The following is a 25,713-nucleotide window of genomic DNA, read 5'->3' as shown; positions in this document are numbered from 1 at the left end:
ACATATTATTTTGATGAAGACGTCTATTATTATGATAATAAATTCATTCGTCTAGCTATATTTGTAGCACACTGATAATAATATAAATTTTTCATAAATAGATATTGATTTGCAGCATCACATTAAGGTTAACATTAGCTAAACTCACCAAATACTTACTCAAGCAAGCGATTAAGCTACAAGCACATAAGTTTACGATAAAATTGCTATGCAATTAGAAAGGATTTGCCATTTTAATCGGGTCTACTAATTTATCAAATTGTTCTGCAGTTAAATAATTAAGTTGCAAAGCAGCTTCTTTGATAGTGATATTTTCTTTAAGCGCCTTAACAGCAACTTCACTTGCCTTATCATAACCAATATGAAAATTAAGTGCAGTTACCAAACTTAAAGACTTCGCCAACTTTTCTTTAATGACGTCTCTATTTACATCAATTTTAGCAATACAATTTTTATTAAAACTATTAATACCATCCTCTAATATCCGAATAGATTGCAATAGATTGTATATTATAACTGGATTCCAATTACAAAATTCAAAATTACCATTTGAGCCGGCAATCGTAATGGTTTGATGGTTACCCATTACTTGTGCACATATTTGAATCATCATTTCTGACTGAGTTGGGTTGACTTTTCCAGGCATACTAGAAGAAGTTAATCCATCAATAGGTAAAAGAATTTCGTTAATGCCACAGCGTGGCCCAGAAGCGCCCCAACGTATATCATTTGCTATTTTCATCATGCTAGTGGCAATAACATTTAAGGTACCTGATAACTCAACTAAAGCGTCATGCGCTGACATACCTTCATTCTTTACTTTAAGTGACGAAAAAGTATACCCGGTTAACTCATTTAGATTTTTAATAAATTTTTCTGGAAAATGGGGATGCATATTTAAACCTGAGCCTGCAGCAGTACCACCTTGTGGCAGTTCTCGTACCCGCTTTAATGAATCTTTAAGTCTATCAATATTATGTTCACATTGTTTTGTATAAACTTCAAAATTCATTGTGAGATTAACTGGCACTGCATCCATGAGATGAGTTCTTGCAATTTTAACAATTCCTTGGAATTGGGTAGCTTTTACTGTTAATGATGCTTTTAGCGATTGGAGTGCTGGAATAAGGGATGCTATAACTGCATGATAAGCTACAATTCGCATGACCGTTGGAAACGTATCATTTGATGACTGGCCTAAATTAACATGGTTATTTGGGTGCACTGGTGATTTTGTTCCTTTTTCATGCCCCAAAATTTCATTAGCACGATTGGCAATGATTTCATTTGCATTCATATTTGTTTGGGTGCCTGAACCAGTTTGCCAGATAGTTAACGGAAATTGGTCATCATATTGGCCAGATATAAGCTCATCAATAGCCATAAGCATTGCCTTTGTAATTTTCTTATCAATGAAGCCAAGCTCAATATTACTTAAAGCGGCTGCTTTTTTCTGAATACCAAGCATATGAATTAATTCATGCGGAAATTTTTCACAGCTAACTTGGAATATTTCACTAGCTCGTTGAGTTGAGCTGCCCCAATAAGCTGATTGCGGAACTTTAACCTCTCCAAAGCCATCATGTTCAATTCTATTTACTTCACTGCTCATATTCATTCTCCTTTAAGAGAGTTGGCCGGAGATTCTAACGAAAACAATTATTTTTAAGAATAATTTTAGTACAAATTGCATTTTATATGCTTAAATTGGCTCGTGTTTAAGATTTTATTTACTAAAATAAAAGTATTTTTTATTAGGCCAGAATAGGATTGGTTTTTTGCATGATTTAGCGAGCCTAATCATGCAATGAATAGGATAATCAGTTTAACAAACTAAACGTCCTTAACTGTAAATTAGATTATCGAGGGTCTGATAGTTAATTATTTGTTCCCTTGTGATGAAAGATTTTTGTAAATAGTATGCGATGTATATATTCCATAATTGGCGTAAAATATCGTTCAATTAAAGGAGTTAAATAAATTACAAAGCCGACTGACACTAGTGCAACAACTACGCCACCTATCATATCAAATGGAAAGTGAATGCCTACATAAATTCGTGCCCAAGCAACCAAAACCGTTGCAAGAAGCAATAAACTAGTTATTAGTTTTTTAGGTTCTCGCCATAAAAAAACAAGACTAATAGCACACAAAGCTGCCACATGATTGCTAGGAAATGAACTATCAGGGGCATGAATAAGATAGGTATGTCCTATCCCTATCATAAAGGGGCGTGGATGAAACCAGAAAAGACCAATTATCCAATTTATAAATAGTGCAAGGCAATTTGCACTAAATGCCTGCATAAGCACACTGCGATCCCTTTTGGAACCCCATAACCATAGTGCAAATAAGAATAAAACAACAAAAATAACAAGGTATTTTGCCGTAAAGATGGCCAACCACAATGGATACCCGCTTAAATCTGCGCCTGCATTGATTTCAGAAAATAAAGCCAAGTTTAATTGATTCATATCATGTCAAATTTAATTTATTAATACTATCGTAAAAGCTATAAACCCTAAGCGTCAATAATCTATTACATTTTAATTCACAAACGTTTGATAAATAACAAATAAAATTGTTTCATTTCAGCTAATAAGTTATCTTAAAAGATTAGATAATTTATTTTGAGTAAAGTATGGTCTTAGCAAAGGATTTATCGAGATCAACGGCACTAAAATTTGTTATTTTTCTTGGTGTAGTCAGTCTATTTGCTGATATGACCTATGAAGGGGCTCGAAGTATTACCGGCCCTTATTTAGCAGTCTTAGGTGCAAATGCTGCAATAGTGGGATTTGTTGCCGGATTTGGCGAATTTATAGGCTATGCACTGCGTCTTGTTTCAGGTTATCTTGCCGATAAAACTGGTAAGTATTGGGGGCTTACAATCTTTGGCTATGCTTGCAATTTACTAGTTGTACCTTTGTTAGCCTTAGCAGAGCATTGGTGGGTAGCAGCTACATTGATTATTGCTGAGCGTGCGGGCAGAGCAATTCGTATACCTTCGCGTGATGCTATGTTGTCTCATGCTGGGCAAAAAATGGGGATGGGCTGGGTATTTGGGCTGCATGAAGCTATTGATCAAATTGGCGCGATGCTAGGACCTTTAATAGTTGCTAGCGTATTATATTTTAAAGGCAGTTATCAAGAAAGTTTTGCAATCCTTTTAATTCCAGCTTTACTTGCCTTATCAACCCTTTTATTTGCTCGCTGGCTTTACCCTAAGCCACATGAATTAGAAGTACCACAAAGCAGCTTAGAAGCTCAGGGAATGAACTCTTCTTTTTGGATTTATCTTCTAGGTGCCTCCCTGATAGCTGCGGGATTCGCGGATTTTCCATTAATTGCTTATCATCTTCAAAAAACAGCCCTTTTATCTCCCGTATGGATTCCAGTTTTTTATGCTATTGCTGTTGGTCTTAATTCTTTAACAGCACCTCTTTTTGGCCACTTTTATGATAGACGCGGTTTTTTAATTTTAATTCTTGTTTCTGTTTTTTCTTGCTTTTTTGCACCCCTGGTGTTTTTAGGTAATTTTTATCAAGTGCTAATCGGTATTATATTATGGAGCACCGGTGTCGGTGCGCATGAATCCCTAATGAGAGCTATTGTAGCAAATATGGTACCTAAGGAGAAACGTGGCTCTGCTTATGGCATCTTTAACACCGGATTTGGATTATTTTGGTTTTTAGGGAGTTTTTTAATGGGTATCCTTTATGATTTATCCATTCCCGTTTTAGTTGCTTTTTCAGTATTTATTCAATTATTAGCATTACCACCGTTATGGTTAGTTATGAAAAAACTAAAAACTAACTCAACAGTAAATAAATCTTCTCTCTAGATAATTACTCAAAATAAAGTGTTGCTTAAAAAAGAATAAACAAAGAATGTTATAATTAGTACATAAGGAAATTAAAAATATTATAGCTGAGGCATGCTTATGAAGCATCTGAAAAAAAGAAAGAATCAACGATTACAGAAAAATGATTTGCATTCTCCCAAAACCGCTGAAGAAATCATAGACGAAACATTAGAAGAAACTTTTCCAGCTAGCGATGCGCCTTCCTGGTATGGCGGAAAAGATAGCAAAAAAACAATTCAGCCTTTAAAAAAATAATCTCCACCTATTTTGTGCTTGCCTAAAGACAAACACATACTGATAAATTATTTTACAATTTTAATTATTTTTATTATCGCTATTTATATTAATCACTTAAGGCAACACCATAACCTAAAGCTATGATAGCTTAGATTATACTGACTAAGCTCTATTTACCCTGCGTCATCAATGACTTAATATCAAGATAGTTAAATTCTTGTCTTATGTTAGGCGCCTCATCTAGATAAGCTACTTGAAAAAAGGGTTTATCAGCTTGCGATATTAAACTTGCATCTTCTGGATATTCTAACAAGAGTGGAAATAATACAGCACCTCCCACTACTGCGCGTCTATCGCTTGAACGAGGTGTTAGGCCCCAAAGATTCTGATAAGTCATAGCCATTAAGGTTGAAGGCTTGTTAGGATTAAGGACCTTACCAATATATAAAACTACATGACCACCAATGTAGATAATAGTCATAAAAGGTCTACCTTGGTTTAATAAGTAATCAAGTCTTTGTTTTGCTGACAGAGGGCTTAAATCTACTTGCTTACCCATTTCGACTTGATGAGACGAATGCCTTGGCAGCCAAATACCAAAAGGGGTAAATAAACTTTTTAATTCAGCAGAACAATCATTATAAAAATAAGCGCCGCCCCAACCATAAGGCCGTCCAATCAAGTTATGCATGACTTTAGCAAAATTATGTGGTGTTGCTTTAAGTGGCATTAGCGCTGCCTGTTTTGTAGACGCATATGCCTGCGCTATTGAAGCATGGTGATTACGATCAGCAATTGGCACAAGTAAGTGAATTTCTCCATTAACCTGGCGCGCTGGAAATACAGCGCCTACATAACTTGTAATTAATAAATGGCCTTTTTTATCAAGCAATTGGGTTTGGGGACGAATAATAGCTGCCATTTTTTCTTGAGCTTGTGCTTTCCATTTGCTGACAAAATCATTGCTGCTACGAGCAATGCCTTTACTCTTAACCCAAGCAATATACTCAGGTGTTAACACAAGCGACCAGGCATGATCTTTACTTTGTGCCAAAATATAGACAGGTGTACCTGCCCATAGAGCTGATTGTTGTAAATTATCAAAAGGATAGCCTTGGCCAGGAATTTTATAATGATAAAAGTGAACATCGGTGGTTGGTAAAGCACGTGCTGCTAAATTTTCAATAACAATACCACGATTTTTATCTTGATAAGTTAGGTTATCTAATTGAGCAAAATCAATATTTTCTGCAATATGCATTACCCATTTTTTAGGGTAAGGTCTAAAATTTTCGCCATAGCCAATGTGGTTATTGTCTTTACCTTCATTACTGAACCCATCTAATGTACTTTTTTCAAAAGCTTGAAGATTATAAGGTGCTGGTTGCTGTAATAATCGGTTAACAAAATCGGCACTCCACGGTGACGCCTTACCAAAATAATGGTCAAAAAACTCAGCTATTCGTTGCTCTTGAATAGTTTGGCTTAGCAAAGGTTGATTATAATTTGGATCGGTCGGTTTAATCCAATGGGAGACATTCTGATTATAATGTTCTATAGGAAATAGAGAAACGACCTCTGCATCCGCCCAAACCTGAATAATAGAGCTAGAAAAAACTATTAAACCAAATAGATACTTTTTTACTAATTTGAACATGAACAACTCAGTTTTTACAAAAAAAATTCTATTATAACTTAATTAAGTCAAATAGCGCCAGCTTAAAACGCCTGACTCTATAATAACAGGTTGTTTACAGGCCTTAGAATAGTCGGTTACTTGTGCAACTCGCAGTTGCAAAATAAAAACCTGTGGCTTTAATAATGCGATAGTCAAGCGCCAATGCTCGGTAGCATATGTCTTTTCTTTAAGTTTAATTCTTATACAATTAAATTTCCCTAAATATTCTGCTAAATAGCGATAAGTAAACGTCTTATCTAGTTTTAAACACCCTAATTGCTGCTTCTTTAAGCTATTAATAACGTCATTTGGCTCAAGGCTTTTCGTAACACAGCTAGTGTTTTGCTTAAGCTGACTTAATTGATTGGTTACCCGCAGAGCTATTGTTTCTAAAAAATGTAGTGCTTGCTCATGGATTATAAACTGGTTAAGTGATTTTTGAGATAGGTTAACAAGCTCTATTTGTGCTAAAAGTAATAGGGTAATTAGGCTTAGAAAAACAGCAGTAGTTAGCAAAATTATGCCCTGTTGTTGCTTCAAGATAGCCGCACTCTAGTGTATAACTGCATAGCCTTATCCTCTATCCCTAAGATAACATCAATAAACTGGTGCTTACCTTTCTTTAATAATTTGACAGAAAAATGATTAATAACTGATGTTAATTGCTCAGCATGATTTATTTTGTAAAATAAGTTTTTTATATTTTGTTTATCAGTTTTGATAAAAAATTGTTCTTGTAACCAAGAGCCTATATACATAGGCGCCATATAAGTAAAACTAAGCGGTTTTTTTAAACCGATTAATAAACCTGAAGAAGTATACTCAATAGAATCTAACTCATGAATTTCACCATAAACACAATCAGCAATTAGGACAATATCGCCTTTAGCTAAGTCTTTTGTATCTGGTATTAATAAATGTTGTGAATCAAATTGGCGCTTAACTGTAAAAAAATCATCACTCATTCTTCTAATGGTTAAACTGTTTTCCTTAATCTCAATAGCTTTAAGCAACGCGCTTGTGCCTTCACGCCCATCTTGCATAATTAAATAATTCATATTTAAGCATGGGGTAAACCCTGCTGCTCTAATACTATCGCGAATTAATTGATTAACTAGTTGCATATCAACCGCCTGTGTTAAATCCTTCTCTGTTGTCAAATAATGACGCTTACTCATAAGATAAAATTGAGTAGCTATAGCTATTAGTAAACAAAATAGAAATAGGCTTATCATTAATTCAATTAGACCTACACCACGTTGAGTAATCATCTTTCTTCTAATTCTTAAGTTTGCTAATTGGTATTTTTAGGCATAACTATTTTACTTAAAAATAACCGTGCATTTACTTAGGCAAGCAATTTAAATATTATTTAAAACGTTATATAACTAACCCATTTATTGTAAAAATTGCTCAGTTAAATTGGTAACATTTATAAGCTTTGACCACTCTGCTAGTATGTCATGGCTTAATAAGGAATGATGTAACTGTTGATTAAATAGCGACAAAATTGTAGTACTAATAATAAGTAACGAAATAAGCACTTCGATTAATGAAAATCCGCGTTGCATATAATAATCCATTATTGAGGTTTGAAATTGCCCGCCAAGAATAGCTTTTTTTCCAGCTATTAGGCAAGCAATATTTGTTATATAGCGTCACCCACTAAGTTTTAGACAAGGCGCAAGCGAAGGAGGCTAAGGAGTGTATACAAAAGTACATGACTTAAGCTGTAAGAGCTTGCAACAAAGTATAAAGTTTAGTGGGTGATGCTATAGTAAATAAAATTCACTTTGTATGGTTTCTTCAGTAAGATGAGCAACAATATGAAACAACTCTAGACCACGTGTATAACTAAGGAGAGTATTTTGCCTTGTGATTACCAAAAATTGCCTCATAAAGGTATTAGAGATTTAAAACCTTACATACCTGGCAAATCAATTGAAGAGTTAGGCCAAGAAAAAAAAATAACCGATATTATCAAGCTTGCAAGTAATGAAAATCCGCTAGGTTGTAGTTCTAACGTTATAAGTGCCATTGCTAAGCTAACTGGTTTAAAAATTGCTACTTATCCGGCACCTGCCAGTCACCCTCTTAATAGAAAATTAAGTGAAAAACTAGCTATTCCCGAAAACAAATTATTCTTAAGTAATGGCTCTGATTCCTTATTCTCTTTGTTATTGACTATTTTTGGTCTACATACCAATAAGCATATACTTACTCATGATTATGCCTTTATCTCTTATCGTATTCAGGCCCAAATATTAGGTATACCTGTTAAATCAAGTCCGGTGTTAACTAGTTGGGAAGTTGATATTGAGGCTATGATAAAGCTAGCTGATACTAATACTGCCTTAATTTTTCTAGCCAATCCTAATAATCCTACAGGGCTACTTATTCCGCTAGAAAAGATTCGTCACTTACTTAAAAAAATCTCTGCTGGAACTATCGTAGTACTTGATGAAGCTTATTATGAGTATGCTTATCAAGATGAACCAGGTGCTCTTAGTTTACTGCAAGAGTTTCCCAATTTAGTTGTATCTAGAACGTTTTCCAAAGCTTACGGCCTTGCCGGATTAAGGTTAGGGTATGCAATAGCGCATCCTGATATTATTAATCTACTTTATAAAGTCCAGCTACCTTTTTCAGTTAATCAAGTTGCTTTAACTGCCGGCGCTGCGGCTTTAGAAGATGAAGAGTTTTTAACATCAACTCTTGCCCTAAATATCCAAGGATTAAAGCAAGTAGAACAAGGGTTAATTGATCTTAATCTTAGCTACCTACCCTCAGTAGGAAATTTTATTACCTTTGATTGTGGTATGCAAAGCGAGCCTATTTACAAGAAATTACTAGAAAAAGGAATTATAGTTAGACCATTAGATAATTATGGCCTAACTAGTCACTTACGAGTAAGCATTGGGCTACCTGAGCATAACACTCGATTTCTTGATAATTTAGCAATTAGCCTTAAAGAAGGAAAATCCTATGAGTAGCGAATTACGCCAAAAAAAATGCGAATCTTGTGAAGGTATTGGTCAAGCCTTAAATCAAGAACAAGTTAAAAATCTAATGCCACAGCTTAATGAAAATTGGCAGGTTTCTGCAGATAATAAAATTATTAAGCGTTCATTTAAATTTCATAACTTTTATGAAACCATGGCATTTGTAAATGCACTTGCCTGGATTGCCAATTTAGAAAATCATCATCCTGATTTAGAAGTTGGCTATAACTATTGTCATGTTAGTTTTATGACGCATGCCTTAAAAGGACTCACTATGAATGATTTTATCTGTGCTGCTAAAGTTGATGCACTATTGATGGATTAGTTAGCGTAGGTTGGGCCATTTGGCTCAACCTACAAGTTTAATAATAACAACCTATACACAAACCAAAATTATTGTTTGATAAAAAAATATTGCCATAGAATGTCGCTGTATTAAAGACACATGAATTTTTCTTACAATTAAAGGATATTTTGAAAGATGATTTTCATTCAAAATGTGCTAAATACAGCCTTTCGGAAGGAGAAAAATGATCTATTATTCGGTTTCTTCTACGAATTAGGAACATGAGCGATTACCTAGGAAGATAATCGCCTTAATTGATAAATACCTTAGTATATTTAATTAATAAATTAAGAAACAGCATCCCAAATATCTAAAATTTCAGCTGCCTTCTGGTCCTTCCTACCTAAGGTACCTAGTTGCAATATATCTTCAACTGTTTTTAAGATACTATAGTGGTTATATTTAAGCGCACTAGTAGCGCCTGCTTTTACACCAGCGCCAACAAAAGCTGTATACACCTTATTGGTAAAAATATTATCGTCCTCATCAAAGGTAATAATAAAAAGGGTATTATTCATTACGCTTGCATTATTAAATATCGGACCAAAGGTTTTAGAAAAATATTTATCGGCAAACGCCACACCGGTGTCGTGACCATCATTATTGATATCTGGTATGTATAAAGAATATTTAGGCAGTTTATTTGCCGCTAAATCGGAGAAAAATTGTTGACCAGGTACAACTTTGGCACACTCACCAGCATTACTTTGGACATTAACAAAACTAATAAAAGGCTCATGTTTACGATAATAAGTGCCACTGTTAGCACCTTGGAAGCAATTACCAGGATAGCCTTCAGCATATGACTTCCAGGTTAAACCCTTTGCATTAAGCAAATTGCCAATATGTTTGGCATTAATATTATGATTACCATCGCCAATGACCCCAAACGTACAACCACCAATTAAAGCAAGATAATTAGGTTGTGAAGGGTGGCTAACCGCTGAATAATTGGATAAATATGCTCCCTTAGTTGTTAATGATTTAAAAAATGGTTGCTCTAATGCATCTTCGGAACCAGAATTTTCAAAAACAATAATCACTATATGTTTAATCTTATTCCAAGAAATAGGACGGTTATTATTTTCAGGGGTATAAGCAGGTAATAATGCCGTTGTTGAATTAGCAGCAACGAGAGTATATTTCATTTCAGCTTGCAGCGTTTCGCTTTCTGCTACGGTGATCTCTACTGGATTTGCTTGATAGGTATCAGTGTCTGTAACCGTAGAAGAAGTTACAGTGTAATTACCAGCAGCGAGATCAGTAAGCTGCCACTGTGTACCCCAAGGAACTATTTGATTGAATGTTTTTCCCATACCTTGCACAGTGATTACAGGATTATTTAATCCATTAACAGGGGCATCCGGTATTGTGATAGTCAAATTGCCTGCACTAGATGGTGCAAGTGTATATTTTACCACCACTGGTGCCGTATTATTAGCTTCTAGAGTGGTATTAACGCGATTTGCTTGATAGGTGTGTTGGCCAATACTCACATTAGAGGCAGTAATCGTATAAAAACCAGCAGCCAAGTTCTTTACACTCCATACCACTCCCCAAGCCATAGTATGTTTTAAGGTTTGCCCCATGCCAGTAATTGTAACCTCTGGATTAGCTAGTCCAGCTTCTGGTATGGATGGCATGGTAATGTTTAAATTACCCCTGGTTTCTACCCAGTACTCATTTTTGACGGCCTCGTTAACTGGTGCAGATGTTTGTTGTACAGTAGTACGTATTACGTCAGATTTTGTTAGAGCGTTGGCAGAAAATGTTGTGATAAACAAGCAACATATAAAACTTAACAAAAGTATTCCTATTTTTTTCATAAAATTTCCTATAAAAATTCTATACCTCTCACTATTGAAGCGGGATTTTTACGGCTTGATTTTTGTTTTAATAGGGCAAAAGCCAAAGTCTAATCCCCTGAATGGTGAAGGTATATACCATTTTGTTGAGAGAGAATTTAATTCTTTATAGCTTTAGTTGGAAAATCAAATAAAAAGATTAAAACGAATATTGATTTATGTACAGTGTTTATAGGTTAATTTAAAACTTCTGCTGCAAAAGTTTAGTATCTTTATTAGTTCTAAAGTTTTTTTGAAAATACTTTTTATCTCAAGTCAAAGTAGCTGAAAAACATAAGATTTTAAGCCACCTAACATTAATTGCGGCATAAATTATAACTTACAACATAACCAACCGTTTAATTATGTCTCATATTGTTACGGCTTAGAAAATAATGATTTGTAGAAATGATTTAGATAATAACTATTTATTAAAAACTGAGTACTTTAAGAAGTAAGAAATAAATATTGAAATCTTATCTGGTTTGTAAAAATGCCTTTAATTCTGAAAATTTGTTTCCAAGAGATTAAAGGCCTTAATAGTTTTTACAATTACTTTATTTTTTATCCACCATTGGCCGTACGATTAAAACATCGCATTCAGCGCCATGTAAAATGGCATTGGCTGTTGAGCCTAATAGCAAGGCTAATCCATGCTTACCATGACTTCCAGTGACAATAAGATCAATTTTTTTCTCTTTAGCGACTCGAAGAATCTCGTTTTTAGTTGAGCCATACTCGATCATGCAATGCGCCGAATCGACGTTTAGCATTTTAGCTAACGAGGCTAGTTCTTTCTCAGCTTGTTCGCGAATAGAAATTTCTACCTCTGCAAAACCAGCAAAACCAGGGTAAGCATAGGCTGGAATAGGTTCAACTACATGAACAAGTAATAAATCGGCTCCATTTTCATCAGCAATTTTCTTAGCTTTTTTAGCAGCCTTAATACCTACTTCATCAAAATCAGTAGCAAACATCACCTTTTTATACATTCTAATCTCCCTTAGAATTCCATAAATTAAACAACATTAGAACGCTTGCAACGCAGCAATAAAGCAAAACATAATTAATACAATAACACCTCTGAACAAGACAGGAATCGAAAGTTAAAAGCTATTTATTACCTTTTATCCTGTACAGACACTTTATTATAAACGTTGCCTTAATTTTATTATAAGCCTATCAGAAAATAATATAATTTTCATAAGTATTTGCTTTAATTGCTTAAAATTTGTTAAATTATTGTTCCGAGGTGTCTATTAAAAAGTAGATTTGATTCTAAGCCTGCCTACGATCTAGTTAACCTCTTGGCCTATTGGCGCTGCCTTAAGTCTTTTTGACTCACTCTACGTCTCCCGGCTTGTCTGAGGGTTCTAGAATCTCGGCCGAGAATTAGAGCGCTGGATCCCGCGAACAAGTCGGCGTTGTTGCATATATTATGAGATTTAGTTAAAACAAAGAATAGATAAAAAAGGGGGCGTTACGAACCTAAAGGGTATAACTTCAGCAGCTGTAGCCTGAGTGTAGGCCTGCGGGCCGAAACCCGGGTTTCACATCGTTTTACCCAGACTACTAGCTTAACCAGCCTCCGCCTTGGGGCTAGCGAAGCTTCAAGTTATGCAACAACGGCAGATAAGCTACGAGACGTAGGCTAGAGTCCTAAGGCAGGCAGCGCCATTAACCGATTGGCCCAATTGCAAAAGCTTAGGTTACAAAATAAATAGATATAAATTTTTTATAGTCTGAGATTATACCCATTAAACCTGTTCGGGTCATGCCGACGAAGGGATAGATTATGTTTTTAGATATACTTGGCACATGCCTATCACTTTTAGCAACTATTTATTTTATTCGTTTAAATAGTTATGGATGGTTAATTAGTTTGGTTGCAACAAGCTTAAATAGTCTGCTCTATTGGCAAAAAGGCATCTATGCCGATATGTTATTAGAGATTTTCTATTTTATTACAAGTTGTTATGGATGGTTTAAGTGGCGGCAACCTAGTGATAATGAGCATCAATCTATTCAAATTCTAAAGGCTAAACAGTGGTATATACTCTTAACCATAATTTTAAGCCTTTTCCTAAGCATTAAATTTATCTTAACTTTTTTTACTAACTCAGATGTTGCCATACTTGATGCTTTAACGACTTCCTTAAGTTTAGCTGGCCAGTGGCTTATGTGCTATAAATTTATAGCAACTTGGATAGTATGGCTTATTACAGATGCTCTCTACGCTTATTTATACTTGCAAAAAAACATCCCTTTTCATACCTTGCTAATGATTATTTATACGCTAATGGCACTTTATGGCTATCATAATTGGTCTAAAATTTTAAAATATAATTCTTTAAAAAAGAAAAAATTAATGGAGAAGCCAGTCAAGCCTACCGCATAAGAGATTGTATCTTAATTTAATAGGTCAAAGTTTTAATCGTTAAGAGTTCTATTATTTCCTTGTAGGCGCAAATCTATCTTAATATTTGGTATTATGCCAGGTAGAAATAAATTTCTACCTGGTGTGAGAATGAAAGAATCTTTAAGCTGCTTTTTACCAAGATTCAAGATACCCAACCTGATGTATTACCATAGCTTTAGCTATCGTCCCTGTTTCATAATTAGGCGGGTATAGTGCATCGACTTCTGTTTTTTTGTCTTCATTTTCTATAAAAACCAATTCTAAAGCGCTCACTAAAGCTTTATTAATTGCCGTAGTAATTTTATTATCTAGTTTTAAGTCATTCCTAATAGTAACCTTTTGAGCCTCTAAAGAAGGCCTCGATAAATTAGAGAGTTCCACTGCGGTAACTTGATCACTAAATTTATTTTTTCCTAAATAGACAGCTCCCACTATCAATAAAAACAAACCGGCTATTAAATGACTACGCCTTGGGAAAAAAGATTGTCGAATTATTTTATTATCTAAATTAAAAAAATGATTTAGATGGGTATTAATTCGAGCGATATAACCACTAGTTAAATTATAAAATTCACTTAAATTTTTTTCTGTTAAACTCTGATTAATTCCCTTATTTAAAGACAGTTTTTTAAGTAAATATTTTCTTGTTTCTTTTTTACTTAAAGGACCTAACTCAATAGTATGAATTAAATTTTTAAAAGTATCCCCGTGTAATGAATTTAATAATGGATTTAAAGAAAAATCTGTAGCTAAACAAATATGAAAAAAATTATGTTGATATTTTTTTACTTCTACTAAAAGATTTTTTAAAAAATTCTCTTTTAAATGATGAGCATTATCAATAATTATTAAAATATGTTTTTTAATAGAATTAACCTGTTCGACTAGATCACTTAGTTCGGGCTTTAAACTGGGTACTAAATTACAAAATTTTTCTAATTCAATTAAAACTTGCGCTTCTGCCAGAGGTAGCTTTGCATCTATAATGCAAGTACTTATTTCAAGATCTAAGTTTCCTTGTAATAACTGAATAAAAGAAGTTTTACCCCCTCCTTGCTCAGCCATAACAACAATCATTAAATCATTAAATAAAACAAGATGGTTAATAAAATTAATGTTAGCTAACCAATTATTAGGCTTATATAGGGAAGTGGTGGCAATCTCTGGCAGAAAAACAGTATCGCTGGAACTAGATAACATCTTACTAGTCTCCTTCAACTGCGCTTGCCATTACTTCTTGAATCATTAGTCCGTTAATGTCACTTGTAAGAGAGCAATTTCCAATACTTTTAATCACAATAAAGCGCAACGTATTATTTTTAATTTTTTTGTCTGTTGCTAACAACATGTATAAATGCTCCAGATTAATGTCTTTTGGTATTCGTCTCGGTAATTTTGCTAATTTTAATAAATTATCTATTTTTTCAACTGACTCCCAATTTAATTCACCTAATCGATAAGACAATAACGCAGCACAATATAAGCCAATCGCTACTGCTTCACCATGAAGCCAATATTGATAATGAGTATACGCTTCCAGAGCATGGCCTATAGTATGACCTAAGTTTAATAAAGCCCTTAATCCTGCCTCACGTTCATCTTTTTGCACATAGTCTGCCTTTATTTGACAACAGTGATAAATAATTTCAGCCAGCTCTAATGAGTAGCTACTTAAGTTATTTTTTAAAGCTTCTTCTACTTGTATAAAGAAATTACCACCTACTAAAATGGCATACTTAATAACTTCAGCAAGGCCTGCACGAAACTCTCGTGGAGGTAGAGTACTCAAAACAGCAAGATCGACAATTACTGCCTCAGGTTGATAAAAACTACCAATCATATTTTTCCCTTTTGGGTGATTAATTGCAGTTTTACCACCTACTGACGCGTCTACTTGAGCTAGCAGAGTAGTAGGTATTTGAATAAAAGGAACCCCTCTTTGATAGGTTGACGCTGCAAAACCAGCAATATCTCCTATCACGCCACCACCTAAGGCAATAATAGTTGTATCACGGTGATGTTTTTTTTCAATCAAGGCCTCAAAAATTTGAAAAAGACTTTGTTGATTTTTATGTTCTTCACCATCTGCAAGTATGACACTATCAACTTGCTTATCAACCAATGTTTGCTTTATATAATCTAAATACAAAGGAGCAATTGTTTGATTTGTAACCACCATTGCTTGCTTAGATTTTACATAAGCAGGTAACAAATCACATTTATTTACTAATAACTGCTTGCCTATAAAAATAGGATAGTCATGTCCTGGTAAATTAACTCCTAATGTATGAAGCAGCTCAAAGTTCGCCATAGATATATTTAATAATATTATTAGCAACAGCTTTAACAGTTAGCTTATCTGTCTCAAAGCTAATATCTGCCAACTCTTCATAATAGGGTTCACGCTCATCACGCAACATTTCTAGGCGACTTTCCAAGTTATCTGTTTGTAAAAGAGGCCTTTTAGTATCACGTTTAGTACGCTCAAACTGTTGTTGTAAGGACGTTTTAAGATAAATGACCGTACCCCGGCCAGCTAAGGCATTACGATTTTCAGGAGTCATTACTACCCCACCGCCGGTAGCTAAAACAATATTGGTTTTTTGAGTTAACTCATCAATTACCTTTTGCTCACGCCGACGAAATCCTTCTTCTCCCTCGATATCAAATATCCAGGATATATCTGCCCCGGCACGTTCTTCAATTACTTCGTCAGAATCAAAGAACTCTAATTTGAGCTCTTTTGCCAAAGTACGGCCAATAGTGCTTTTTCCTGCTCCCATAGGCCCAATTAAAAAAATGTTACGTACTTTAACTATGCTCATTTTTGATCATATACCTCTTTGCTAATTGAGAATTGTAAACAAACAATTCTTTTTGATTAACTTAATACCCAAAGCCTATATATAGCATCTACTAAACTTTATACAATATGGACAGCACCTATGGCTTAGCCACCAGTGCTTTGTCTAAAGTTTAGTGAATAACGCTATAGGATTACTTTCATTTTGCTTACGTTCAATAACTTTAGGCTCATTTTATTATAAATTATGCTTCATAAATTACTAAATATATAAAATAGTAGCTATACAACCGATTAAAAATTGCAAATTATTATTAACTTCTTGGTGTTTATTCAAGAAATTTATTTATAAACATTAATTGGCTTTCCAAATTTATCTAATTCAATGCCTCGTCCATTTACTGCCAAAATGGATAAATTATCCGTTATTATCCTTGGAGTAATGAAAATGAGCAACTCTTCATTTCTAATTCTTGAATGTTTATTACGAAATAAAACGCCAATACCAGGTAATTCACCTAAAAAAGGCACCCGATTAATAGTACTATCTTTTTCTTGTTGATAAATACCACCTAATACGACTGTTTGGCCATTATTTACTAAAACGCTAGTCTGAATTTGTTTAGTCAAAATAGCTGGCACCCCATTTACTAAACGTGGGGAAGGTGTATCTTGGTTAATCTGTAAATCTAAAAGTATCTTATTATCAGGTGTAATCTGAGGGGTTACTTTTAAACTTAAAACTGCCTTTTTAAAGGCAACTGCTGTAGCCCCGCTTGATGTAGCTTCCTGATAAGGTATTTCTTCACCTGACTCAATTAAAGCTGCTTGTTGATTGGTCGTCATTAATCGTGGGCTAGCAATAATGTCTGCTTTATCCTCACTTTCTAACGCAGAAAGTTCTAAATCTAGCAAAATATCATCACCAAGCTTAGCTAATGCAATACCTATAGAAGCAGGATTTGCAACTGGAGCAGGTAAATCTACATTCAATCGCTGCGCAATGGGAACTGCCGCTGGTATGAGAGTTCCGGTAACAGGATCAAAGGCTGGGGGCACTTGGAATGCATTAGCACCCTCTAGCGTCCCACTCAAATGTGGCGGCCGAGAAATTCCAAAACGCACACCTAAATCTTTAATAGCTTCACGTGATACATTTACGATACGTGCCTCAATTTGTACTTGTCTAACTGGAATATCAAGCTGTTTGACTAAATCACGAATATGTTCAATTTGATCACCTGTGTCTTGAATCCAGATAGTATTAGTACGCGCATCAACACTTACCGAGCCTCGTCTTGATAATAATGATGTATTTCTATCTTTTAAAAGAGTAGCAATATCTGCTGCTTTAGCAAAATTTAATTGCAATAACTCAGAACGTAGTGGTGCTAAATTAGTTACAACTTGCTGCGATTTAAGCTCTGCTTGCTCTCTTTTGACTAAAGTATCTGCTCTTTCAACAAAGATAATATTACCAGTCTGCCTTTTATCAAGGTTATTAGTCTTAAGAATAATATCAAGTGCTTGATCCCAAGGCACATCATGTAATCGTAAGGTAATTTTGCCGTCAACTGCATTACTTACTACAATATTAAAACCACTAAACTCCGCTAATAACTGCAATACTGCCCGAATTGAAATATCTTGAAAATTTAAGGAAATAGCTTTGCCCGTATAAACCTGTTTTTTTAATTTCGCCTGTCTTACTTCTTCCGCTGTTAAGGGGAAAATATCGATAAAAAATTGCTTATTAACCTGATAGGCAAAATGACCATAGTCGCCTTTATTTTTGATAACTAACTGCGTGTTTTTGCCAATTTGTCGTAAGGTTATCAGTTGAGCTGGGCTTTGAAAATCAGCCACATCGTAAAGTTTCATTAACCGTTCAGGAACACGAGTACTGATAAAGTTGGCTATAATATTCTTACCTACTTGTTTGATTTCCACCGGTATGCTACCACTTGAAACATCAATTATGGCTCGCCCAACTTGCTTACCCGTTCCCCGAAAATCAATATTATTAATCGTAAAATGAGCTTTAACTGGCCTATGAGTAATAAATACCTCTTTACGTTGCTCAGAAACAGGCTGCGTTTTACCTGTAAGGGTTAGCGTATAAATATTGCCAGCAACATAACCTGAATAAATAGCTACTGTAGATAAATTAAGAATGGCGCGTACTCGTTTATCAACTGCTACGATAATATAGTCACTTAAAACTCCCAGGTTAATTTTTTTAGCCACTACTGTCTGATCAAGTTGGCTCATAGCCTGTGCAAAATCCAGTACTAAGCGCATGGGCTTTTCGGTGATAAAGCTTGTAGGTAAAGTAGTTAATGGCTCACTGAAAACAAAATCTATTTTTACTCTTTCACTTGGCAAAGGGATAACTTTTATCCCTACTAAAACATTATCTTTAGCAAATAAAGCACCATAAAAACTAACAAACAGTACAACTACGCCGATAAACCTACGCAAAACCAAACTCCTATTTCCCTGCATTTAAATTAAATTGAATTTTTCTTTTCTGCCACTTCCCTGCAATTTGAATTGTTTCTTCTAAAAGAAGCTCGGTGTCAGTAATACGAATTATTTTACCAAAATTTTTTCCCATATAATCACCCGGCTTAACCCGGACAATTTCGCCATTAGGTAGACTAATTAACCCCCATATCGTAGACACCTGCTCTATTACACCTACAAATTTTAAAGCATCAAGTGGAAATTGTTCTAAACGCTGCTTAGGTCTTTTCAAATCAGGTGTAAATTGATCAGGTTCGGTTGTTACTATTACTTCTTTTTGTTTAAAAGGACTACGACGATTATCCTGCTCAGGATAAATAAATTTTACTGGCGGTATAAAAGTAGGTAGAGGCTCAATTGGACTTACTTTACGCATTTTAATTGAGCTAATATATTGCTCTAAATCATCTTCGCTTGTACTTGAACAAGCAGATAATATTAAAATCAAAAATAAATTTAGCCATAGTTGCATTTTCATTTGGTTTTATATCTATAAATTTTTGCTGTTAATTGCATTATTAATAAATCTTTTATAGGTTTTTTTAATTTTTCATCCATCTGTGGATTTATCTCAAAATCATGTAAAGTAACAATACGACTCATTTGAATAATGCGACTAATAAACACAGCTAATTGATGATAGTTGCCTATTACAGTAAGTTTGATTGGAAGCTCAATATAGAAATCGTGCTTTACCTCAGTTTGGGGAGCAAATAGATCAAAAGCTAAGCCACTAGCTATACCCGTTTTGGAGATATCTTCTAATAAACCTGGCATTTCATTTTCTGCTGGAAGCTGTTTTAGCATAGTGCCAAATCGCTCATTCATGATTTGTAACTGCATTTTATAGGTTTGTAAATTAGCTGCTAATTGCTGTTTTCTTTCAAATTCTTCACGCAATGTTTTTTCCTGCGCTATATAACTATCACGTGATTCAAGATTTTGTTTTATTATTAATAAATAACCAAAGACGATGATAATCGCTATTAACGATGCAGCTATTAAGTATTTTATTATAGGTGGCCATTGGCCAACATTTTCTAATGTTAATTCACTTAAATTTAAATTATTCATCATATGGGATTTTTCGCTTTAATTACAAAACTTAAAACAAATTCATTATTAATTTCAGAAGCTGCCTCTTTGCTTTTCTTAATCTCAGTAAGAGCTGGAGTTTGAATCCACGGACTTTGTTCAATGTTACGCATTAAGATAGAGACGTTTGTATTAGACTCAGCATAGCCATGTAATGTTACCGTATCTCCTACTCGTTTAACTTGAGTAAGGTAAATACCATCAGGAACAACTTTAATTAGCTCATCAAACAAATGCACGGTCAGCGTACGTCCTTCTTGTAGACCTTGTATTGTTTTCATTCGTGAAATTAACCCAGCTTTGACTTCTTTAAGACGCTTTATTGCCGCAATTTGTCGATTAAAAGTATTAATTTCATCCTGAAGACGCTGATTTCGTGCCATTTGTTCAGTGACTAAATCTTGAACATAATAATTAATGAGTATTACAATTCCAATTCCTATAAGAAGAGAACCTATAAGCAAGGTGGTAAATTGTCGCTTTTCTTGCTCTCGCCTTAATTCTCTCCAAGGTAATAAATTAATATTGGTCATAAAATTTAACCCATATGCCGTAATGCTAAGCCACAAGCTATCATTAACAAAGCTGCATCATTAGCTACATATTCAGCATTTAACTTCCTATTAAGATTTAAATAAGAAAAAGGGTTTGCTGCTATTGTAACGATATTAATTTCTTCTTCAATTCTCTTTGCAAGCTCTGGTATTCTAGCAATACCACCAGTTAATATAATTTGATCAATAGTTGTATAGTTACTGGTTGAATAGAAAAATTGTAAAGCACGTTTTACATGTAATATTAATGTCTCAATAAAGGGTGTAATAATTTCTGTTTGATAATCTGCTGGTACTTGTTGTTGCTGTGTTTCTAAGCGTAACGCTTCTTCATAAGAAATATGATAATAGTGTTCAATAGTCTCAGTCAGTTGGCTACCTCCGAACTCTTCTTCACGCGTAAAAATAATTTCATTGTTTTTTAGGACATAAAGATTGGCAAAAAAAGCCCCTATATCAATTACAGCTGTAATTTTATTAATTGGCTGTTCTAATTTATTGAGCAAATTACATACCCTTTCTATAGCAAAAGACTCAACATCCATAATTTTGACTTGTAACCCTGCTTTTGTTGCTGCTTCAACCCGAGTGTTCACATTTTCTGAGCGTGAAGCAACAACAAGGATATCAAGCATGGCTGTATTTCTAGCTGATTGACCTATTATTTCAAAATCAATATTAATTTCTTCAATTGGGAAAGGAATAAATTTATCTGCTTCCATAATAACTAATTCTTCAATTTCAAAATCATTCAACCCTTCATTTACTTGAATAACTTTACTTATTACTAGAGAATCAGGTACAGATAAAACAGCTAATTTACTTTTTAAGTGGTAGCGATTAAGGATATTTTGGATGGTTAGACTCACTGCATCAATATCTTTAATAGTGTGCCCTTCCATAGTATTAGGCGGCAATAACTGATAGCCATAGCCCTCAACAGTACGAGAGTCTTCACGCCCTGATATTTCAACAATTTTAATAGCTGTTGAACTAATATCTACCCCTAAAATAGGGGGGCATTTAGACTTAAATTTAAACATTAACTCCATCTCCCTATGTCTATGTCGCATGCTAGCTTAAGATTTACAAAAAAGAAATCTTTTCACTTAATAATAATTATTATCTGTTCATTACGTATTATTAATCATGATTAGCAAATCTATTTATGCTCTTTAATAGCCATATTAATTGTTATCTTTTTCAATTGTTCAAGGCTTGCCCTCACCGCACATATTAAATATAGTGTTTAAACAAGTGGAAATTAACCCTTGTAATTACGTAAAGGAGCTATTATGTCACGTTTACAGGAATTTATAACTAAACTAGGTCGTGTAATTATCCATTATGCTGAAACCCAAACTTCACAAACTTATAACACAGAAGAAATTTTAAAAAAGCCTCATTCACTATTAGTCGATGAACTATCAAAGCTGGTACAACAAGCTGTTACGTATGAAACTAGGCGTTCATGTCTAAATTATTTTATTTACGTAATTAACGAGCTAAAACCGCTTACTGAAAAAGAAGAACCTTTAAGTGAATCAGAAACCCTGGTAATTAAAGAAACCTTAAAAAATTTTCTACTTACTCTCTTTGAATTATTAGATATTCGTAAAGATACTAAAGTACAATTAAAATATAACAATGTTGACACAGAAGCGGCGCGTTTCATTAGCAGATGGAATTTTCACAGGGAAAAAGCATTGTCTATTATGGGCGAAACAGTTACCAACTACCTTGTTAATAATATTAGTGCTAAAACCAGTGAAGAGGTAACCTTATATATCGAAACTATTGTTAATGAACATCAAAATATTTTACTTGTACCCATTTTAACAAACAAGTTAGAGCAACTTAAAATAGAGAAAGACTTAATCGCTCAAGAACTAAAAAAAACCTTAGAAGACAATAAAAATTTAAATGAGTTATTGGTTACAGAAACTAAATCCAATTCTGCAAAAGATGAACAAATTACTCAATTAGAAAAAAAATCTCAAATACAGCAAGAGACAATTCAGGCAGCTGAAAACCAGATTAATGATTTAAAATCTAGACAAAGTGAAGCGGAAGAATTAATTGCTAAACTGCAAACAGAAAAAAAACAGATCCAAGAAAATACAGGACCGCAATCGATTTTACGGTCTGCTTTTTATCCAAATTTAGCCTTCTTTCCAGGAGGAGCTCCTAACCGCCTTGGGCTTAATGCACTGACTAATAATAGCCCTACCTTACCTAATGCATCAACTTTTTCCCCGAGGCTTAGTAATATTGGTAATACTCCGGACTAATATTGATATTTCAAAGGTAGGTAAATTTAATACAAAATAAGCCTCTTAAAGAGGCTTTTTTAAGATTATTAAGTATAGAAATTAAGAATAACTTTATGATAACTTCAGTCAATATTTATACTTTATCTAAATTAAAAAGAAAAATTAAGCTATAAATGCATAGTATTATTCGCAAAATCATAAGAAATAGCGCTATAATCGCAAATTCAATATAATTATACAAATTATCTTAATCTAATATGAAAAGAGCGATTTACTTCTGGCGCAAGGGTTTATGGGCACTTTTGAGTCTATTTTTCTTGCTGGTTGTTGGCATAAGCTTTCTTTATCTCTATTTAGAAAGCCAATTACCTGATGTTGAATCTCTTAATGCTATACATCTACAAGTTCCACTGCGAATTTATACCCAAGATGGAAAATTAATTCAAGAGTATGGTGAAAAAAAACGCACTCCTCTTACTTATGATGAAATCCCTAAAATGCTAATCTATGCTGTACTAGCTACTGAGGATCAACGTTTCTTTGAGCATTCAGGCGTTGATATTTTTGGACTAGGGCGTGCTACTCTACGTATGATCCAAACAGGAACAAAGTCCCAAGGTGGAAGTACCATTACAATGCAGGTGGCGCGAAATTTCTTTCTAAGTCGCAAAAAAACTTTTTTACGTAAGTTTAATGAGATTTTACTTGCCATTAAAATTGATAGGGAATTAAGCAAAGAAAAAATTTTAGAGCTCTACCTTAATAAAATTTACTTAGGTAATCGTGCCTATGGCGTAGGTGCCGCGGCTAACGTTTATTTTGGAAAGGCATTAAAGGATTTAAATTTAGCTGAATTAGCAATGATTGCTGGTTTACCACAAGCACCTTCTACGCAAAATCCTATTGTAAATCCAACAGCAGCTCGTAAAAGGCGCGATCATGTCTTAGAACGTTTATTTGAAGAAAAATATATCACTGAAGAGCAATATAAAGAAGCAATTAGTCAGCCTATTACTGCTAAATATCATGGTTCTAAAGTAGAAGTACCAGCACCTTATGTTGCAGAAATGATTCGCCAATCTCTTTATAATCATTTTGGCCCATCCGCTTACACAAAAGGTTATAATGTTTACACTACTATCAAAGCCCCTCTTCAACTCTCAGCGAACCAAATTGTAGCGGAGCATTTACTCAGTTACGATCGTCGTCATGGCTATCGCGGTCCAGTTAGTAATATAAATATAAAGGATAAATCGCCTGAAGCATTAAGTAAGTATCTTCTGCAATATCCTGCTTTTAATGGCCTAGAGCCTGCAGTTGTCTTAAGTGCTGATGGTCAAGAAGCACAGGTGTTAACACGCTTTAATGAGCCTTTTACTTTAAAATGGTCTGGCTTATCTTGGGCAAAGCCTGCACTTAAAAAAGGCTGGGTCGGCAAACAACCAACTCATGCTAAGCAAATACTTAAAGAAGGCGATATTGTTTATGTAAGGCAGCAACAGGGTGAATGGTTTTTAAGCCAAATTCCTGAGGCTGAAGCAGCATTAATTGCTCTAAATCCTAATGATGGCGCCCTTGAAGCATTAGTTGGCGGATTTAATTTTGATAAGAGTAAATTTAACCGCGCTACTCAATCGAGCAGGCAACCTGGTTCTAGCTTTAAGCCATTCATTTATGCCGCTGCACTAGATAAAGGTTATACATTAGCTACTTTAGTTAACGATGCTCCGATTGTAGTTGATGATCCTAGTCAACCAACCTTATGGCGGCCACACAATGATAATTTAACCTTTAATGGCCCTACTCGGCTTAAAGAAGCACTTGTACGTTCGCGTAATATGGTTTCCATTCGTGTCTTAGATGACTTAGGTTTTAACTATACAATAGACTATCTTTCACGATTTGGTTTCCACAAAGAAAATTTACCAAAAGCTTTATCTTTAGCACTTGGTAGTTTATCAATTAGCCCGATGGAATTAACAACTGCCTATGCTGTTTTCGCTAATGGTGGTTATAAAATTGAGCCTTATTTAATTGATCATATTACAGATAATGAAGGCGGATTATTATTACAGGCAAGACCTGCTAAAGTTTGTCAAGAAGATTGCGAGCAAAAAGATGATTCCGAGCTCGCACCAAGAGTTATTCCGGCCGATACAGCGTTTTTAATGACTAAGGCTTTAAGAGGTGTGGTACAAAATGGCACAGCACACGCAGCTAATATTCTTGACAGGCAAGACATAGCTGGTAAGACAGGTACAACTAATGAGCAAGTGGATGCGTGGTTTGCTGGATTTACACCAGACTTAGTGGTGACTACTTGGGTTGGTTATGATAACCCTCAATCCTTACATGAGTATGCAGCAAGTTTAGCTCTCCCTATGTGGATAGATTTTATGAAAATTGCTTTACAAGACATACCTGAAAGAGCACTTCCACAACCTAAAAATATTGTCGCTGTTCGTATTGATCCTAAAACAGGATTATTAGCCAGACAAAATCAAAGTAATAGTATTATTGAATATTTTCGTGATCAAGATGTACCTACTGAAGAAGGTGCAGGTACTGAAGGAAGCGGTGCCAATGTAGCAGGTGCAGGCAGCAGCGCAGAGGACCAGCAAGACCATTTATTTTAGTAGTAGGTCTATTAGTAGGTAACGTCTAGAAAATTAATCGGCCGAAGGCCCAATTTACAAACTATATTAGGCAATCGTGAGGTAGTTAATAGTTTAAAATTACCAATGCCTAGCTTTCTGGATTCCGCGCATAAAGCGCGGAACGTAGGCGGTAAAGGTTTTTATAAAATGTGTTATCTTGATCAACTATTAATACCTACGTTCCTCGACTTTGTAGGATTAAGTCTTTACTCTTAGAAGTTCATATGTAAGGTATAGAACATAGGCAATAGCGGTTTTAGACTTATTTTAAACCCCCTATCAACACCTACGTCCCGCGACTTGTTCGGCATTGTTGCATAATTCTGAAGCTTCACTAGCCTCAAGGCTGAGGCTGGTTAAGCAAGTAGCCTGGGTGAAACGACGTGAAACCCGGGTTTCGGCCCGCAGGCCTAC

General features: G+C 34.7%; 23 protein-coding genes. 7 read left to right on the top strand and 16 right to left on the bottom strand.

Features of this window, described 5'->3' with window-relative positions:
* Positions 1-214: 214 nt before the first annotated feature.
* Both ACNVED_RS03780 and ACNVED_RS03775 read right to left on the bottom strand, forming a co-directional pair.
* The gene (locus ACNVED_RS03780) at positions 215-1,612 is read right to left on the bottom strand and encodes a class II fumarate hydratase (protein ID WP_419420430.1); all 1,398 of its coding nucleotides are present in this window, start codon (positions 1,610-1,612) and stop codon (positions 215-217) included.
* Between the two features lie 265 nt (positions 1,613-1,877).
* Positions 1,878-2,474 carry an undecaprenyl-diphosphatase gene (locus ACNVED_RS03775; protein ID WP_419420429.1) on the bottom strand — a complete coding sequence of 199 codons (597 nt, stop codon included), beginning with the start codon at positions 2,472-2,474 and terminating at the stop codon, positions 1,878-1,880.
* Between the two features lie 167 nt (positions 2,475-2,641).
* Between ACNVED_RS03775 and ACNVED_RS03770 the strand changes: the two genes are divergently transcribed.
* A complete protein-coding gene (locus ACNVED_RS03770; RefSeq protein WP_419420428.1) occupies positions 2,642-3,844 on the top strand; it encodes an MFS transporter in 1,203 nt (400 codons plus the stop codon).
* A gap of 99 nt (positions 3,845-3,943) precedes the next feature.
* Positions 3,944-4,120, top strand: coding sequence for a hypothetical protein (locus ACNVED_RS03765; RefSeq protein ID WP_419420427.1), 177 nt, complete (start codon positions 3,944-3,946; stop codon positions 4,118-4,120).
* A gap of 151 nt (positions 4,121-4,271) precedes the next feature.
* Here ACNVED_RS03765 and ACNVED_RS03760 read toward each other — a convergent pair whose 3' ends face one another.
* From ACNVED_RS03760 to ACNVED_RS03745, 4 genes are all read right to left on the bottom strand, one after another.
* On the bottom strand, positions 4,272-5,759 hold the full coding sequence (locus ACNVED_RS03760; RefSeq protein ID WP_419420426.1) for an SH3 domain-containing protein: 1,488 nt from the start codon (positions 5,757-5,759) through the stop codon (positions 4,272-4,274).
* A 42-nt stretch (positions 5,760-5,801) separates the two neighbouring features.
* Positions 5,802-6,320: a hypothetical protein gene (locus ACNVED_RS03755; protein WP_419420425.1), complete on the bottom strand. Its 519-nt coding sequence runs from the start codon at positions 6,318-6,320 to the stop codon at positions 5,802-5,804.
* Positions 6,317-7,051 carry a PilW family protein gene (locus ACNVED_RS03750; protein ID WP_419420424.1) on the bottom strand — a complete coding sequence of 245 codons (735 nt, stop codon included), beginning with the start codon at positions 7,049-7,051 and terminating at the stop codon, positions 6,317-6,319. Before ACNVED_RS03750 ends, ACNVED_RS03755 begins: the two co-directional genes overlap by 4 nt.
* A 126-nt stretch (positions 7,052-7,177) precedes the next feature.
* Positions 7,178-7,351 (bottom strand): prepilin-type N-terminal cleavage/methylation domain-containing protein, encoded by a 174-nt coding sequence (locus tag ACNVED_RS03745; protein WP_419420423.1) that lies wholly within the window; start codon positions 7,349-7,351, stop codon positions 7,178-7,180.
* Between the two features lie 297 nt (positions 7,352-7,648).
* On the opposite strand from ACNVED_RS03745, the gene hisC reads away from it, so the two are divergent.
* Together hisC and ACNVED_RS03735 are read left to right on the top strand one after the other, a co-directional pair.
* Positions 7,649-8,773 (top strand): histidinol-phosphate transaminase, encoded by a 1,125-nt coding sequence (hisC, locus tag ACNVED_RS03740; RefSeq protein ID WP_419420422.1) that lies wholly within the window; start codon positions 7,649-7,651, stop codon positions 8,771-8,773.
* Positions 8,766-9,107 (top strand): 4a-hydroxytetrahydrobiopterin dehydratase, encoded by a 342-nt coding sequence (locus tag ACNVED_RS03735; protein ID WP_419420421.1) that lies wholly within the window; start codon positions 8,766-8,768, stop codon positions 9,105-9,107. Before hisC ends, ACNVED_RS03735 begins: the two co-directional genes overlap by 8 nt.
* 308 nt (positions 9,108-9,415) lie before the next feature.
* Here ACNVED_RS03735 and ACNVED_RS03730 read toward each other — a convergent pair whose 3' ends face one another.
* Both ACNVED_RS03730 and ACNVED_RS03725 read right to left on the bottom strand, forming a co-directional pair.
* Positions 9,416-10,954: an alkaline phosphatase family protein gene (locus ACNVED_RS03730; protein WP_419420420.1), complete on the bottom strand. Its 1,539-nt coding sequence runs from the start codon at positions 10,952-10,954 to the stop codon at positions 9,416-9,418.
* A gap of 575 nt (positions 10,955-11,529) precedes the next feature.
* Positions 11,530-11,964 carry a universal stress protein gene (locus ACNVED_RS03725; protein ID WP_419420419.1) on the bottom strand — a complete coding sequence of 145 codons (435 nt, stop codon included), beginning with the start codon at positions 11,962-11,964 and terminating at the stop codon, positions 11,530-11,532.
* 803 nt (positions 11,965-12,767) lie between these two features.
* Between ACNVED_RS03725 and pnuC the strand changes: the two genes are divergently transcribed.
* On the top strand, positions 12,768-13,370 hold the full coding sequence (gene pnuC, locus ACNVED_RS03720) for a nicotinamide riboside transporter PnuC (RefSeq protein ID WP_419420418.1): 603 nt from the start codon (positions 12,768-12,770) through the stop codon (positions 13,368-13,370).
* Positions 13,371-13,523: 153 nt separating this feature from the next.
* Here the strand turns inward: pnuC and ACNVED_RS03715 are convergent, their stop codons facing one another.
* The 8 genes from ACNVED_RS03715 to pilM form a co-directional block, all read right to left on the bottom strand.
* Entirely contained in the window at positions 13,524-14,591 is a 1,068-nt protein-coding gene (locus tag ACNVED_RS03715) for an AAA family ATPase (protein WP_419420417.1), read from the bottom strand.
* 4 nt (positions 14,592-14,595) lie between these two features.
* Positions 14,596-15,702 (bottom strand): 3-dehydroquinate synthase, encoded by a 1,107-nt coding sequence (gene aroB / locus ACNVED_RS03710; RefSeq protein WP_419420416.1) that lies wholly within the window; start codon positions 15,700-15,702, stop codon positions 14,596-14,598.
* Positions 15,689-16,216, bottom strand: coding sequence for a shikimate kinase AroK (gene aroK / locus ACNVED_RS03705; protein WP_419420415.1), 528 nt, complete (start codon positions 16,214-16,216; stop codon positions 15,689-15,691). The genes aroB and aroK overlap by 14 nt, the downstream gene beginning before the upstream one ends.
* A gap of 320 nt (positions 16,217-16,536) precedes the next feature.
* Complete coding sequence (locus ACNVED_RS03700) at positions 16,537-18,675, bottom strand: type IV pilus secretin PilQ (protein ID WP_419420414.1); 2,139 nt, start codon at positions 18,673-18,675, stop codon at positions 16,537-16,539.
* Between the two features lie 10 nt (positions 18,676-18,685).
* Complete coding sequence (locus ACNVED_RS03695) at positions 18,686-19,198, bottom strand: pilus assembly protein PilP (RefSeq protein ID WP_419420413.1); 513 nt, start codon at positions 19,196-19,198, stop codon at positions 18,686-18,688.
* Positions 19,195-19,794 carry a type 4a pilus biogenesis protein PilO gene (locus ACNVED_RS03690; RefSeq protein WP_419421141.1) on the bottom strand — a complete coding sequence of 200 codons (600 nt, stop codon included), beginning with the start codon at positions 19,792-19,794 and terminating at the stop codon, positions 19,195-19,197. Before ACNVED_RS03690 ends, ACNVED_RS03695 begins: the two co-directional genes overlap by 4 nt.
* Positions 19,794-20,348 (bottom strand): PilN domain-containing protein, encoded by a 555-nt coding sequence (locus ACNVED_RS03685; protein WP_419420412.1) that lies wholly within the window; start codon positions 20,346-20,348, stop codon positions 19,794-19,796. Before ACNVED_RS03685 ends, ACNVED_RS03690 begins: the two co-directional genes overlap by 1 nt.
* Before the next feature lie 5 nt (positions 20,349-20,353).
* The gene (gene pilM, locus ACNVED_RS03680; protein ID WP_419420411.1) at positions 20,354-21,412 is read right to left on the bottom strand and encodes a type IV pilus assembly protein PilM; all 1,059 of its coding nucleotides are present in this window, start codon (positions 21,410-21,412) and stop codon (positions 20,354-20,356) included.
* A gap of 252 nt (positions 21,413-21,664) precedes the next feature.
* Here pilM and ACNVED_RS03675 point away from each other — a divergent pair, with 252 nt between their 5' ends.
* A complete protein-coding gene (locus ACNVED_RS03675; RefSeq protein ID WP_419420410.1) occupies positions 21,665-22,660 on the top strand; it encodes a hypothetical protein in 996 nt (331 codons plus the stop codon).
* A 239-nt stretch (positions 22,661-22,899) separates the two neighbouring features.
* The gene (locus ACNVED_RS03670) at positions 22,900-25,278 is read left to right on the top strand and encodes a penicillin-binding protein 1A (RefSeq protein ID WP_419420409.1); all 2,379 of its coding nucleotides are present in this window, start codon (positions 22,900-22,902) and stop codon (positions 25,276-25,278) included.
* Positions 25,279-25,713: the final 435 nt, after the last annotated feature.

The organism is Legionella sp. D16C41, assembly GCF_048541585.1.
Lineage (GTDB): Bacteria > Pseudomonadota > Gammaproteobacteria > Legionellales > Legionellaceae > Legionella_C.
Note: the sequence above shows the minus strand (reverse complement) of the source record. Positions and strands in the feature narration are given on the sequence as shown.

What these genes read in the sequence shown, in the direction of transcription:
- ACNVED_RS03780 (WP_419420430.1), bottom strand. Translation starts at nt 1,612, where the DNA reads ATGAGCAGTGAAGTAAATAGAATTGAACATGATGGCTTTGGAGAGGTT.
- ACNVED_RS03775 (WP_419420429.1), bottom strand. Translation starts at nt 2,474, where the DNA reads ATGAATCAATTAAACTTGGCTTTATTTTCTGAAATCAATGCAGGCGCA.
- ACNVED_RS03770 (WP_419420428.1), top strand. Translation starts at nt 2,642, where the DNA reads ATGGTCTTAGCAAAGGATTTATCGAGATCAACGGCACTAAAATTTGTT.
- ACNVED_RS03765 (WP_419420427.1), top strand. Translation starts at nt 3,944, where the DNA reads ATGAAGCATCTGAAAAAAAGAAAGAATCAACGATTACAGAAAAATGAT.
- ACNVED_RS03760 (WP_419420426.1), bottom strand. Translation starts at nt 5,759, where the DNA reads ATGTTCAAATTAGTAAAAAAGTATCTATTTGGTTTAATAGTTTTTTCT.
- ACNVED_RS03750 (WP_419420424.1), bottom strand. Translation starts at nt 7,051, where the DNA reads ATGATTACTCAACGTGGTGTAGGTCTAATTGAATTAATGATAAGCCTA.
- ACNVED_RS03745 (WP_419420423.1), bottom strand. Translation starts at nt 7,351, where the DNA reads ATGCAACGCGGATTTTCATTAATCGAAGTGCTTATTTCGTTACTTATT.
- ACNVED_RS03735 (WP_419420421.1), top strand. Translation starts at nt 8,766, where the DNA reads ATGAGTAGCGAATTACGCCAAAAAAAATGCGAATCTTGTGAAGGTATT.
- ACNVED_RS03730 (WP_419420420.1), bottom strand. Translation starts at nt 10,954, where the DNA reads ATGAAAAAAATAGGAATACTTTTGTTAAGTTTTATATGTTGCTTGTTT.
- ACNVED_RS03725 (WP_419420419.1), bottom strand. Translation starts at nt 11,964, where the DNA reads ATGTATAAAAAGGTGATGTTTGCTACTGATTTTGATGAAGTAGGTATT.
- pnuC (WP_419420418.1), top strand. Translation starts at nt 12,768, where the DNA reads ATGTTTTTAGATATACTTGGCACATGCCTATCACTTTTAGCAACTATT.
- ACNVED_RS03715 (WP_419420417.1), bottom strand. Translation starts at nt 14,591, where the DNA reads ATGTTATCTAGTTCCAGCGATACTGTTTTTCTGCCAGAGATTGCCACC.
- aroB (WP_419420416.1), bottom strand. Translation starts at nt 15,702, where the DNA reads ATGGCGAACTTTGAGCTGCTTCATACATTAGGAGTTAATTTACCAGGA.
- aroK (WP_419420415.1), bottom strand. Translation starts at nt 16,216, where the DNA reads ATGAGCATAGTTAAAGTACGTAACATTTTTTTAATTGGGCCTATGGGA.
- ACNVED_RS03695 (WP_419420413.1), bottom strand. Translation starts at nt 19,198, where the DNA reads ATGAAAATGCAACTATGGCTAAATTTATTTTTGATTTTAATATTATCT.
- ACNVED_RS03690 (WP_419421141.1), bottom strand. Translation starts at nt 19,794, where the DNA reads ATGAATAATTTAAATTTAAGTGAATTAACATTAGAAAATGTTGGCCAA.
- ACNVED_RS03685 (WP_419420412.1), bottom strand. Translation starts at nt 20,348, where the DNA reads ATGACCAATATTAATTTATTACCTTGGAGAGAATTAAGGCGAGAGCAA.
- pilM (WP_419420411.1), bottom strand. Translation starts at nt 21,412, where the DNA reads ATGTTTAAATTTAAGTCTAAATGCCCCCCTATTTTAGGGGTAGATATT.
- ACNVED_RS03675 (WP_419420410.1), top strand. Translation starts at nt 21,665, where the DNA reads ATGTCACGTTTACAGGAATTTATAACTAAACTAGGTCGTGTAATTATC.
- ACNVED_RS03670 (WP_419420409.1), top strand. Translation starts at nt 22,900, where the DNA reads ATGAAAAGAGCGATTTACTTCTGGCGCAAGGGTTTATGGGCACTTTTG.